11 protein-coding genes are annotated in these 13,038 nt (G+C 42.2%); 7 read left to right on the forward strand and 4 right to left on the reverse strand.

Annotated elements, in window-relative coordinates:
- Nucleotides 1-12: 12 nt before the first annotated feature.
- Nucleotides 13-822: an acyl-CoA thioesterase gene (locus tag J8M00_RS01650; protein ID WP_211008631.1), complete on the reverse strand. Its 810-nt coding sequence runs from the start codon at nucleotides 820-822 to the stop codon at nucleotides 13-15.
- 218 nt (nucleotides 823-1,040) lie between these two features.
- Here J8M00_RS01650 and dnaK point away from each other — a divergent pair, with 218 nt between their 5' ends.
- Both dnaK and dnaJ read left to right on the forward strand, forming a co-directional pair.
- Nucleotides 1,041-2,963: a molecular chaperone DnaK gene (gene dnaK / locus J8M00_RS01655; protein ID WP_211008632.1), complete on the forward strand. Its 1,923-nt coding sequence runs from the start codon at nucleotides 1,041-1,043 to the stop codon at nucleotides 2,961-2,963.
- Between the two features lie 119 nt (nucleotides 2,964-3,082).
- Nucleotides 3,083-4,216, forward strand: a complete 1,134-nt coding sequence (dnaJ, locus tag J8M00_RS01660) for a molecular chaperone DnaJ (protein WP_211008633.1) — start codon at nucleotides 3,083-3,085, stop codon at nucleotides 4,214-4,216.
- A 54-nt stretch (nucleotides 4,217-4,270) separates the two neighbouring features.
- Here the strand turns inward: dnaJ and J8M00_RS01665 are convergent, their stop codons facing one another.
- Nucleotides 4,271-4,492, reverse strand: coding sequence for a hypothetical protein (locus J8M00_RS01665; protein ID WP_211008634.1), 222 nt, complete (start codon nucleotides 4,490-4,492; stop codon nucleotides 4,271-4,273).
- 259 nt (nucleotides 4,493-4,751) lie between these two features.
- Here J8M00_RS01665 and ybaK point away from each other — a divergent pair, with 259 nt between their 5' ends.
- From ybaK to J8M00_RS01685, 4 genes are all read left to right on the forward strand, one after another.
- On the forward strand, nucleotides 4,752-5,210 hold the full coding sequence (ybaK, locus tag J8M00_RS01670; protein WP_211008635.1) for a Cys-tRNA(Pro) deacylase: 459 nt from the start codon (nucleotides 4,752-4,754) through the stop codon (nucleotides 5,208-5,210).
- Between the two features lie 210 nt (nucleotides 5,211-5,420).
- Nucleotides 5,421-7,673, forward strand: coding sequence for an acyl-CoA dehydrogenase (locus tag J8M00_RS01675; RefSeq protein WP_211008636.1), 2,253 nt, complete (start codon nucleotides 5,421-5,423; stop codon nucleotides 7,671-7,673).
- Nucleotides 7,674-7,752: 79 nt separating this feature from the next.
- Nucleotides 7,753-8,706, forward strand: a complete 954-nt coding sequence (locus tag J8M00_RS01680; RefSeq protein ID WP_211008637.1) for a phosphotransferase — start codon at nucleotides 7,753-7,755, stop codon at nucleotides 8,704-8,706.
- A 13-nt stretch (nucleotides 8,707-8,719) separates the two neighbouring features.
- Nucleotides 8,720-9,538 (forward strand): EamA family transporter, encoded by an 819-nt coding sequence (locus J8M00_RS01685; RefSeq protein ID WP_211008638.1) that lies wholly within the window; start codon nucleotides 8,720-8,722, stop codon nucleotides 9,536-9,538.
- Nucleotides 9,539-9,546: 8 nt separating this feature from the next.
- Here the strand turns inward: J8M00_RS01685 and J8M00_RS01690 are convergent, their stop codons facing one another.
- Nucleotides 9,547-11,199, reverse strand: coding sequence for a S8 family serine peptidase (locus J8M00_RS01690; RefSeq protein ID WP_211008639.1), 1,653 nt, complete (start codon nucleotides 11,197-11,199; stop codon nucleotides 9,547-9,549).
- 190 nt (nucleotides 11,200-11,389) lie between these two features.
- Nucleotides 11,390-12,481 (reverse strand): ABC transporter substrate-binding protein, encoded by a 1,092-nt coding sequence (locus J8M00_RS01695; protein WP_211008640.1) that lies wholly within the window; start codon nucleotides 12,479-12,481, stop codon nucleotides 11,390-11,392.
- 66 nt (nucleotides 12,482-12,547) lie between these two features.
- Here J8M00_RS01695 and J8M00_RS01700 point away from each other — a divergent pair, with 66 nt between their 5' ends.
- The gene (locus J8M00_RS01700) at nucleotides 12,548-12,934 is read left to right on the forward strand and encodes a cytochrome b562 (RefSeq protein ID WP_211008641.1); all 387 of its coding nucleotides are present in this window, start codon (nucleotides 12,548-12,550) and stop codon (nucleotides 12,932-12,934) included.
- Nucleotides 12,935-13,038 lie beyond the last annotated feature (104 nt).

Below are 13,038 nucleotides of genomic sequence, written 5' to 3' on the forward strand. Positions count from 1 at the left end.
ATTCAAAGAATATCAACTATCAAATACCGCCACAGTTTGCCGGCTCAGTGCAACTAGCTCTCCACTGCTGGAGAAAATTTTTGCATCTTCAATACCGTATCCGCTATTTGCTTGATGTGTAATTGCCTCATAACCGAACCAATCAGATAGGTTCATATCTAAGGGTTGAAGAAACTCTACGTACCAAGAAACGCTACTTGCAGGAGACGGTTTGTCGCATAGTTGCAATAAGGTCGGTGGCCATGCGTCTGCCAATGCTAAGATACTTAATTCAGGACACAAGCTCTTCGCGGGGTGTTTGAATTTCATCCAACCATGAATTTCTGTTGAGTCAGAACCACTAAAGGGCATTGCTCCGGCTTGAATATTGAGTTCGATATTTTGAATAAACGCAGGAAACAAACCTTCAACATATTTGAGAGTTTGACTGCTTTTTCGCTCTTGTTTAAGTATGCGGGGTTGCTGATTTGAATCTACTTGTATTTTAGATTGCCTTTGTGTGCCGAAACAGGCAAGAGCTATGAGGCATATAGTGTCATTTTGCGTAATTCGAGTTTCAATCTGGGTAACGTTTTTGCCATGCCTTAATATCGTGGTGTTAATCGTAAATGGAGTGTCAGTTATTAGTGGCGCGACGAAATTACAATTGAAAGAAAGCAGTTTTCTCGTGACGTCATCTAGTTTCAAATACATTTGCTTTAGCATCAACGCAGCACTCAATCCACCAAAAACGGTTCGGCCTTGGCTCCAAGTGTTTGGGACGCTTAACGTGCTTTCTTGTGCCTGTAGTTGAGAAGACGAAATTAAGGTATCAAAGTCCATAGTGGGTCCATGTGTTATTTTTACTCAATTAGAATATATGCTCTAAATAGATAAATACAGATTTTTTGCCTGCTTTTTGCTCTGTTCATCCTAAAAATAAAAAAAATTGAAAAAAAATGAAATTTTTTTCCACTTTAAGGTTGAATTAGAATTTGCCGCCCCTATTTATCAAGTCATCTAACAGAACAACGAATTTTTTGAGGTCGGAGAAGATTCACATGGGTAAAATTATTGGAATCGATTTAGGTACTACTAACTCTTGTGTAGCAGTTTTAGATGGTGAGAATACGCGCGTTATTGAAAACGCTGAAGGCGATCGCACTACCCCGTCGATTATTGCATTTACAGAAGAAGGCGAAACGCTAGTAGGTCAACCGGCAAAGCGTCAGGCAGTTACTAACCCTACAAATACGCTATATGCAATTAAGCGACTAATTGGCCGTCGCTTTGAAGATGAAGAAGTACAACGTGATATCAGCATCATGCCATTCAACATTGTAAAAGCTGACAATGGTGACGCATGGGTTGAAGTACGCGGTGAAAAACGTGCTGCACCACAGATTTCTGCAGAAGTTCTTAAGAAAATGAAAAAGACAGCAGAAGACTTCCTAGGTGAAGAAGTTACTGAAGCGGTAATTACAGTTCCTGCATACTTTAACGATTCACAGCGTCAAGCAACTAAAGATGCGGGTCGTATCGCGGGTCTAGACGTTAAACGTATCATTAACGAGCCAACAGCAGCTGCACTTGCTTACGGTATGGACAAAAAACAAGGTGACAACGTTGTTGCGGTATATGACCTTGGTGGTGGTACATTTGATATTTCAATCATTGAAATTGACGAAGTAGACGGCGAGCACACATTTGAAGTACTAGCGACAAACGGTGACACGCACTTAGGTGGTGAAGACTTTGATAACCGTGTTATCAACTACCTAGTTGAAGAGTTCAAAAAAGAGCAAGGCATCGACCTAAAAGCAGATCCGCTAGCGATGCAACGTGTTAAAGAAGCGGCTGAAAAGGCGAAAATCGAACTTTCTTCTGCACAGCAAACAGAAGTTAACCTTCCATACGTAACTGCTGATGCAACTGGTCCTAAGCACATGAACGTTAAACTAACGCGTGCTAAGCTTGAGTCTTTGGTTGAAGACTTAGTAAATCAGTCAATTGAGCCGCTAAAGCGTGCACTTGCTGATGCAGACCTTTCTGTAAGCGACGTAAATGATATCATCCTAGTTGGTGGTCAAACACGTATGCCACTAGTTCAGTCTAAAGTTGCTGAGTTCTTTGGTAAAGAAGCGCGTAAGGACGTTAACCCTGATGAAGCGGTAGCACTAGGTGCAGCTGTTCAAGGTGGTGTACTTTCTGGTGACGTTAAAGACGTACTTCTTCTAGACGTTATTCCATTATCTCTAGGTATTGAGACAATGGGCCAAGTAATGACGGCGCTTATCGAGAAAAACACAACTATCCCGACTAAGAAGTCACAGGTGTTCTCAACAGCTGAAGACAACCAGTCTGCGGTAACTATTCATGTACTGCAAGGTGAGCGTAAGCGTTCAACTGATAACAAATCACTTGGTCAGTTCAACCTTGAAGGTATTCGCCCAGCTCAACGTGGTGCACCACAAATCGAAGTTACTTTCGATGTTGATGCGGACGGTATCTTACACGTATCTGCTAAAGACAAGGATACGGGTAAAGAACAGAAAATCACTATCCAAGCTTCTTCTGGTCTAAGTGACGATGAAGTAGAAAAAATGGTACGTGATGCAGAAGCAAATGCGGAAGAAGACAAAAAGTTCGAAGAGCTAGTTGGCGCACGTAACCAAGCTGATGCACTTGTTCACGCTACTCGTAAGCAAGTTGAAGAAGCGGGTGACGCACTTCCAGCTGAAGACAAGACTGCAATTGAAGGTGCTTTAACTGAACTTGAAGCAGCTATCAAAGGCGACAGCAAAGAAGACATCGATGCGAAGACTCAGGCGCTTGCAGAGAAATCTCAAAAGCTAATGGAAATCGCACAAGCAAATGCACAGGCACAGCAACCAGGTCCTGATGCAGGTGCACAACAAAGTTCAGCGAAAGCAGACGATGATGTTGTTGATGCTGAGTTTGAAGAAGTTAAAGACAACAAGTAATTGTTGACTGTTAAGGGCGCGCGGCGACTTCGCTTGACGCGCCCTTCGTGTTTTTAAATTTTGGCTCACAACCGAACGTAGGTTTCGGAGAGTTGTCTTGTAAGAGTAGTGTGATAACTATGTCCAAACGTGATTATTACGAAGTATTAGGTGTAACAAAAGACGCCGGTGAACGTGATATAAAAAAGGCCTATAAGCGCCTAGCAATGAAGTATCACCCAGATCGTACAGCGGGTGATGAAGCTTTAGAAGCTAAGTTCAAAGAAGTAAAAGAAGCGTACGAGGTCCTAACGGATAGTCAGAAACGCCAGATGTATGATCAATACGGCCATGCAGCGTTTGAACAAAACGGTGGTGGAGGCCATGGCGGATTCGGAGGCGGAGCCGACTTTGGCGATATTTTCGGGGACGTATTCGGTGATATTTTTGGTGGCGGTGGTGGCCGTCGTCAATCGAGACAGCAACGTGGAGCGGATTTACGCTACAGCTTAGACTTAACGCTTGAAGAGGCTGTTAAGGGTAAAGACGTAGAAATTAAAGTGCCTACTTGGGTAAGTTGTAAACCATGTGATGGCAGTGGTGCTAAAGCTGGTTCTAAACCTAAGACATGTTCGACATGTCACGGTGCGGGGCAAGTTCAAATGCGTCAAGGTTTCTTCGCTGTGCAGCAGACGTGTCCAACTTGTCAGGGTACAGGTCAGGTTATTTCTGACCCATGTGACAGCTGTCATGGTCAAGGTCGTGTAGAGAAGACCAAAACGCTGTCGGTTAAAATTCCGGCAGGTGTTGACACTGGCGATCGTATTCGATTATCTGGTGAAGGTGAAGCCGGTATGCATGGCGCGCCAGCAGGTGACTTGTATGTTCAGGTAACCGTGAGAGAACACCCAATCTTTGTTCGTGATGGTAACAATCTATACTGTGAAGTACCTATTAGTTTCACTACCGCGGCGCTAGGCGGCGAGATTGAAGTTCCGACTTTAGATGGCAGAGCAAATCTTAAAATCCCTTCAGAGAGCCAAACTGGAAAGATGTTCCGTATGCGCGGCAAAGGCGTGAAGTCAGTACGCAGTGGCTCTGTTGGCGATTTAATCTGTAAGGTTGTAATTGAAACGCCTGTTAATCTTAATGAGCGTCAAAAAGAGCTATTGAAAGAGCTTGAAGAAAGCATGAGCGGAGACAGTAAAAACCGTCCTAAAGCGCAAGGTTTCTTTGATGGCGTAAAGAAGTTTTTTGATGATTTGACCAAATAGTTTGGTTAACCTGTCAGAATAAATCAAAACGGCGCCAATGGCGCCGTTTTACTCTCAGTCTAATATTACGAGATAATCCATATCATCGTTGCACCGACAAACTAAATCCGGTCGGCTTTCTCCTGAAATCAGTGTTCCTGAATGACACCCTAATAGCTCGCACTTTTCATTACACGCTAGCTTGTCTGACCAAGCATTGTATTCACTGTGTAAAACAAAAATGACGGTCAAAATACTCAAAGTTACACCGATACCTTGCGCTAAGCTTGTATACATGCGACGCACCTACTAATAAATGGCACAACTCAACATCGCTGTTACAGCAAGTTTTCGCTTCTAACTACCAACGCAGATTGAATCTGCTGGTATATACTACTTTAGTCGACAATTCAGTATTGTCGAGCATAATTTAGTACAATTTATAGTAAAAATATCTTGGATAATAAATTGCGAATAACGTGTCGTTGTTTTAGTACTTAAGCTCTATTGAAAGCACGTTATTTTTTTGTAAAGCCATAATTAGTAAGGATTTAATATGACACCTGCAATTAACTTATTGACCAAAAGTAAAGTCCAGTTTGAAGTCTTAAAGTTTAAGCATGATCCAAAATCGCCAAACTATGCACAAGAAGCTGCAAGCAAATTAAATCTTGAAGAGTGTAAAGTATTTAAAACCTTGGTGATTGAGGTAGATGGTGACTTATTTATTGGTATAACCCCAGCGACACAGCAGGTAGATCTGAAGTCTTTTGCGAAATCTGTGTCTGGTAAAAAAGCGCAAATGGCTGACAAAAACAGGGCGCAAAGTGCAACTGGGTATTTGCTTGGTGGGATCAGCCCATTTGCTCATAAGCGTAAAATCCCGGTTATATTGCATGAAAGTGCGAAGCAGCATCAGCAAATTTATGTCAGTGGTGGTAAAAGAGGACTAGAAATCTCGATTTGTCCCCAAACACTTATGACTATAACGCAGGCAAGTTTTGGCTCTTTTTAGTCTCGACATTTCTACATCTCAAATTTTATCTTCCTAGAGACAAAAAAAATTATTTCAGCGCACACGTGTAAGCTATTAATTATCAGTAGCTTTTAAGCAAAAAACTCTTTGGGCAGTAAAAATATCGTTAATTTTTTCATTTGAGCAATTGATCTAAATTGATTTTTATGACGTAATGTAGGTATATCTATCTGGTCGGATGAGTTAATTATGAGTTTAAGAACACAACTAAGAAAAATTTTGCCAAGCATTTCAGTTACAGAGCAAGAAGCTTTAGATGCGGGGGATGTATGGTTAGAAGGCTCTATCTATCAAGGAAAACCAGATTTTTCCGCTTTACGTGCTGTGACCGAAGCGAAATTGTCGGCTGACGAACAGGCGTTTTTAGACGGTCCTGTTAAAGAACTAATGGCGATGATTGATGAAAATCATATCCAAAATTCTAAGCACTTACCTGAACATATCTTAGAGTTTTTGAAGAAAGAGCGCTTTTTCTCTCTTATTATTCCAAAGCAGTATGGCGGCCTGGAGTTTAGCCCGTACGCCAACTCAACCATTGTTGGTACGATCGCAACCAAATCTTCTGCGGTCGCTGTGACAGTGATGGTACCAAATTCACTCGGTCCAGGTGAGTTGTTGCTGCACTATGGTACGGCTGAGCAGCAGGCGCATTATTTACCACGACTTGCCAATGGCCGTGACATTCCATGTTTTGCTTTGACTAGTCCAGAAGCAGGTTCTGATGCGGGTGGCATTCCTGATCAGGGTATTGTTACAAAGGGTATGTTTGAAGGCAAAGAGGTACTTGGTCTAGAAGTAACTTGGGACAAGCGATATATCACACTCGCGCCGATAGCTACGGTACTTGGCCTAGCCTTTAAAGTGTTTGATCCAAATGGCTTACTTGGAGGCAAGGAATCCTTGGGCATCACCTGTGCTTTAATCCCTAAATCTCACCCGGGTGTAGAGCTTGGCAATCGCCACGATCCTATGGGTATTCGATTCTACAACGGTACAACGCGTGGTAACAAAGTATTTATTCCGATGGATTTCATCATCGGTGGACAAGAGAATATCGGCCGTGGTTGGCAAATGCTAGTAAGTTGTTTAGGAGCTGGTCGCGGTATTTCGTTGCCTGCACTAGGTGTCTCGACGAGCCAAGTGGCATTGAAGTCGGCATCTGAGTATGCAGCGGTACGTGAGCAATTCGGATTGGCAATTGGTCAGTTTGAAGGGATCCAAGAGAAGTTAGCAGATATTGCTGGTAAGGCTTTTTTACAAGAATCAATGCGAGTTTTAACAACTGAAGGCTTAGGCATGGGTCTAAAACCGTCTGTTGTAACAGCTATTGCCAAGTATCATATGACGGAGTTGGGTCGTGATGTGCTTGATTCTGCTATGGATATTCTTGCAGGTAAGGCAATTCAAACGGGGCCACAAAATACTTTGGCAAGCGGTTATGTTGCACAGCCTATCGCGATTACAGTCGAAGGCGCGAACATTTTGACTCGTAACTTGATGATATTTGGCCAAGGTGTGATGCGGTGCCACCCTTATTTGCAAACAATGGTCGAGTCTATCCACAGTGAAGAGGCAAATGCAGACAAAGAATTCAATAAAATTTTAAGAAAAACGGTTGGCTACAGTATCGGCAATGGATTTCGTGCATTCAAACTTGGCGCGTTTCCATTTTTGGCGTCAGGTTCATCTTCTTTACCGGAAGTTGTTCAATATGAAAAAGCAGCACAGCAGTTGGCGTCCAAACTTGCTGTTTATGCAGATTTCTCGTTGCTCGTTCTAGGTGGTAAGTTAAAGCAAGCCGAATTACTATCAGCAAGACTTGGCGATGTGATGAGCTTTGTTTACGCTGCAATGGCATCAATTCGATACTATGAGCAAAAAGTGTCACAGCAAGATAGGGCGCAAGCTGCACCTTATTTTCACTATGCGACACGGTATGCATTGATGGAAGCGGAAAAGGCACTTCATAAGTTCTTGGATAACTTCCCGAGCAAAGCTGCAAGACGTTTTATGCGTATTGCGACCATGAACTTTTCGCATCGTATGCCAAAAATTAGCGACGATATGATCAGAGAGCTAGCAAAAGCCGCACAATTAGACACTGATTTTAAACAGCAACTAACGCATTTGGTTAAGCCAACTGAAGGTGACGGACACGATATCAATGAACAGGCTTATAAAGCAAAGATGGGGTGTTTGGAGTCGCTAGCTAAAGTGAAGAAGTCACTTAAAAAACGTGAAATAAAGGCGGGTGTTAGTTTCGGTGATACATTAAACAATGCCTTTGTTGCGAATATCATCAATGAGCAAGAATATGTGAAGTTGGTAGATTATAATCGCAAGCGTGAAAAAGCGATTCGAGTGGATGAGTTTGATTTTGACTTAAATTTAATCCAAGACTCAAAGGAAGTAGACTCTGTTAAATCTGTCGTTAATCAATAAACGATAAGAACATACGCCCAAATTATTTATATAATTGGGCGTATCATATAAACTGCATAAAAAAGCGAACGGTTTTTTTATGCAGCATTCTCTTTACTCACACTACCTTAACTCTCTCCAAACACATGAACAAAGTGCTCAGGCCTTATGGAATGGCTGTGGATTCTTGGATAAATTCCAAATTGGTTCTTGTAAATATGCGGTTAAGCTGAGCAAGGTACCTGATGATCTCAAACATGTAAATATTCGACAGACTCCCTTTTCGTTGCAAAGAAAAGTACGGAGTTATGTTAAAGAGCAGTATTTTTACACGCATTATGTCGAAAGCTTGCCTATGACGTGTCACACACCGAAGGTAATTGAGCTACATGAATTTGATGGGACTTTTGTCACGTTATTGGAAGATTTTGAGCAACGAGGTTTTCATAATAAGGCTGATGCAAATAGTGGTGATATTGAGCGTACTCTAAAATGGCTAGCGGGGTTTCATGCAAATTGGCTACGTGTTGGAGGAGGTGAGTCTTCATTTGGTTTATTGGGTTATGGTAATTACTGGCATTTAAAAACTCGACCTGACGAATTTGAAAAGATGCCAGCTTCGTCATTAAAGAGTGCGGCCCATGCAATCAATGAAAAGCTCGATGCGGTGACATTTAAAACGCTGATCCATGGCGACGCTAAACTGGCAAACTTTGCGTTCAATGATACGTCAGTGATCGGTTACGATTTTCAACATACAGGTATTGGATTAGGCCTCTCTGATGTGATGTTGTTATTTACAACTGTGTTAGATTCAGAGCAACTCAGCTCTTGTGCATCAAATCTTTTAGATATCTACTTTACAGAGTTAAGAGAGCAGATTAAAAATCAAAACGTGACAATTGAGGTTGATCTTTTGGAAAATGAGTGGCGAGAAAGTTGGTGTTTTATATGGGCCGATTTTCATCGTTTTTTGGCAGGTTGGAAGCCTGAACACCCTAAGATCAATCAATATATGAAAACCCAAACGCAACTCGCGCTTAGCAAATTATAAGTTAGTCACAAATATGGAGTTTGCCCTATTAAGTGCCTTATGCTGGGTTGGATTTGACTATGCCAGAAAACGATTGTCCGCATTTTTTTCTGCTCCAGCAATGTCGGTTGTATTTAGCGCGACCGTGTTACCTGTATACGTTGTTTATTGGTTGTCTTTCAGCCGAACACTGCCACAGTTTGACTACTTCTATCCGGCAACAATCAGCGGTGTATTGGCTGGCGTGGGAAGTGTGTGTTTTATCCGGGCTTTGGCGCTAGGTAAGGTGGCTGTTATGCTACCTATGTTATGTTTGACGCCTGTGATCGCAGGCTCTGCGGCTTGGGTTTGGATGGGAGAAGCGTTAAGTCTAACAGAAACGGTTGCGGTCGCAGTATTGGTACTAGCGTCATTCATCTTGCAAGGAGGAAGGTTGTCGGTTCAAGAACCTGGCGCCGGATATATCTTGGTAACGTCGTTTTGTTGGGGCCTATGTATCGTTTTTGATAAGCAAGCTTTGCAACATAGCCCGGTGGATTTTCATATTCTCTATGTCACGTTTATCGTGTTAGTACTCAATTCTATTTTGTTTAGACCGTCATTGTCACTTGATAAACTTAGCAAGCACAAAGCAATGTGGGTATTAGCCGCTTTGTGTTTCTCATTAGCTGTTACATTGCAGTTCATTGCTTTGCAATCCATTCAACCTGGCATTTTAGAAGCGCTTAAAAGAGCAATTGGCATAATCGGGGCTGGTTTAATCGGAGTTTATGTATTCAAAGAAAAGCTAACCCCAACTCAGTGGACCTGTGTTGGGGTTATATTGTGTACGAGTGCTTTATTCTCGCAATAGGTTATGAATTAATTACATTTACCTACTTTGTTCCAAACATTGCTGAAGATGTCTGGTTGAGCACCACGTGACCACCAAGTTGACTTGTACTCATAACCTTTATACGACACTCGGTCACCGACACGGTAGAACGTTGATGCACTCCAAGCACTTAAGCCAGAACATCCTGGAGGTGTTACTGCATCTTCAACTGTTACTTGCTTAACAACTGTATCAAAGTCACCAGCAGAGTTAGTAACTTTAAGTGTTACGTCATACGAACCTGCTTGAGCATAAGTGTGGCTTGGTGAGCTCTGTGAGCTTGAATTGCCGTCACCAAATGTCCAGTTGTACGTGCCTGCGGTTGAGCCATTTGTGAATGTTGCAGTTAGGCCCGAAGTTGAGAATGTAAAGTTTGCAACAGGTGCAGGATCAACGCCACCACCACAGCTTTGTGCTAGATAATCATACGCAGCTTTTGCTTGAACGATACCGTGACCGTATGATGTATCACGACCTGCAGCGCCTTTGTCTTTAGCTGTTGCATTTAAAGCTGCACGAATTTGAGCGTTAGAACACTGTGGGAAGTTACTCCAAACGAGTGCTGCAACACCTGATACGTGTGGCGTAGCCATTGATGTACCACTAATGCTTCTGTAGCCACCATTGTTCCATGTTGAGTTTACGCCAACACCTGGGCCTGCGATTTCAACTTGGCTGTTATATTGCGAGAAAGACGCTTTGTTTTCTGAGCTGTCAACAGCTGCAACAGAAACCACGTTGTCATAGGACGCTGGGTAGCTCAGAGCACTGTTACCACCATTGCCTGCTGCTGCAATGTGTAGCATGCCGCGCTGGTAGCTTTGGTCAAACGCATTTCTTTCAGCCGTTGAGCTGCCGCTTCCGCCAAGGCTCATGCTTGTAACGTTGGCACCAGCTGCTTCACACTGATTAATTGCTTCAATGAGGTCTGAACCATAAGCCCAACGACCTGAATCATTGAAAACTTTAACAATATGTAGTTTTAGGTTGCCAGATGCATTCACACCTACAACACCAGTACCATTGCCGCCTAGTGCTGCAATAGTACCTGCAACGTGAGTACCGTGACCGTGTCCATCATTGTGCCAAAGGCCAGTATCATTTGAACCATAGCCGTCATCACCCGTCACACCAACACTGACAAGGTCTTCATGGTCACGGTGGTAACCTGTGTCCATGATACATACTTTACGGTTAGCTGCTGCAGCATCGCTGACTAATTGAGCTTGAACCATTGTAATACCGTAAGGTGTTGACTCAGCAAAAGGTGCAATGCTCGCGTCAATCGCTTCAGGAACGAAACGCTTAGGGTCAACTTCTACAGTGGCCACATTACCATCAGCCTCTAGTTGTTTAAGCTGTTCAGGAGTCAATTCCATAACAACAGCGTTGATGTTAGGTAGTGTTTTAATCGCTTGTGCATTGATGTCATTTGCGAAAAGTTCAAGAGACTGAGATTTAAAGTCAGCCATCTCAGCTTGTGATAACGCAACTGGTAGTGCGTTTGCCATCGATTCTTGTTTTAATGTGACAATCATACGTTCAGATGCTGCTGCATGTGCAGTTGTAGCACCAAGCGCAGACGCAACGCCAAGGGCAAGTAATGTGTGTTTCGTGCTTGTTAGAATGTTATGTTTCATTTTGTTTGTCCTAGTTACATGTTGTTAACCAATTTAACTAAAACAGGTATTTGGGAGGCTGTCAACAGTGCAAAAAATACGCTAAAAACAGAAGGGGTTAATAAATTTATAATAAAATCTTAATTTAGATTATGAATTTCATTTATTGCTTTGTGGTATTTAAATAATTCATTTTTTGGTTAAAAATCGGTCAAAAATTTAATTCTTTGTTTAAGGTCATAATAGTGTAACTTTTCTTTCCGTCAACGAATTGTGAAAAGTCTATTTGATTTAAGTTATCTTCATGTATAGCTTTGTAAACTGGTTCGAAAGTACTGCTATAGGGGCGAAATATAGCTACTTTTTGGGTACCGATGTACTTCACTAACCCACGCTGGTATTTTTTAAGCTCAATAAGCAGATAGCCTCCTAGGAAGACGTGACCACCAATGGATACATCTAATTTATTCTCGTGCCCACTGTCCCAATTGACTCCGCCAATTTTTATTTTATCCCTGACGCCAAGCTCAATTGCTGCTTGGTTAACACCAAACGCAATTGCATCATTCGCGCACCAAATAAGTTCCACATTCCTATGTCGCCGTAACAGCCCTCTGGCTAGTTGATGGGCTCTTTGCTTAGACCAATGGGCATCAACTTTATCTACAACCTTTACATTTGAAATACGATTTGTGTAACTCAGTAGTCCTTGCTCTCTCTCTAAGGCTGCGTTTGTTGCGATATCGCCGAGAAACGCCAGCATAGAAAACGACTCATCGGCTGATAAATCTGTTTGCACCTTTTTTACTAGCTCTCGTGCAAGTTCTTTTCCAGCTTGATAATTGTCAGGTAAGATGGCTGCTTTTATGCCAAAACCTTTTGCGCTCAGTCTGTTTATTTCGAGTTGATTAGGACTGTTCAATAAAAATAAAATATTTGGGTGGACTTTGGGTGAGTTGAGCAAGGCTTCTGTAATAACACGTTTTTCATCAACCAAAATAAGGTAATCAGCATCAGACTCTAGCGCTTGCTTAGTGAGCTCTTTCATCAAAATATGATTTCGCTCGGCGTATAAAATAGTGAGTTCAATATTGGTATCTTGTGCAACGGCATTCATTACTTTGGAGACGTTAAGCCAAAAGTTACCTGTCGGGTTTAAACCACTTGAGCCTGGGTTTACAAATGTCACTTTTAAGGGTAGTGAGTCTTGAGCCGCGACAGCACTGATTGGATTTAGGTAGCTTACGCAAAATAAAGTAATGAATACAAATACTTCTCGACAGCTTACAGTCAATTTTCCCATTACGTATATTTGGTCTTGTTTGCAAAGTTTATTTATATATACTAGCGCAAACTTTAAGGGGGCGTCATGAAGTTTGTTTTGGTTATAGCTGTGTTTTTGGGCTTTTCAGTATATGCAGAGTCGAGCGATCTCAACCAGATCATGAAAAAAATGGGTCACGAGTATAAACTGGCGATAAAGGCTGAGAATAGAGAACAAATGATTAGTCATTTGGAACGCTTTATTCTGTTGATCGAGCAGGCAAAAAACGCGGGGTTTCAAGCAGATAAAAAAGCCCAATCAATTGAAGGCCTGAATAAATCTATAGCTGTCGCTAAGAGCGCGATTGTGATGGCTAACAAAGGTCAATCAGATCGAGCACGCAAAGCACTTAAAGAAATTAATTCACTTCGCGAGGAATACCATCAATTACATGAGCCTCCGAGTGTTTGGGAACTGCTATTTGGTAAATAGAGTATATTGACTGGTTATAAAATTCACAGAAACAGAAGTAATTCTCCCAGCTAGAGTGAGCCACTAAACTTGTGGTTCAGTCATCGCAGTATGTCAATGCTGCT

Source organism: Pseudoalteromonas luteoviolacea (genome assembly GCF_018100925.1).
Classification (GTDB): domain Bacteria; phylum Pseudomonadota; class Gammaproteobacteria; order Enterobacterales; family Alteromonadaceae; genus Pseudoalteromonas; species Pseudoalteromonas obscura.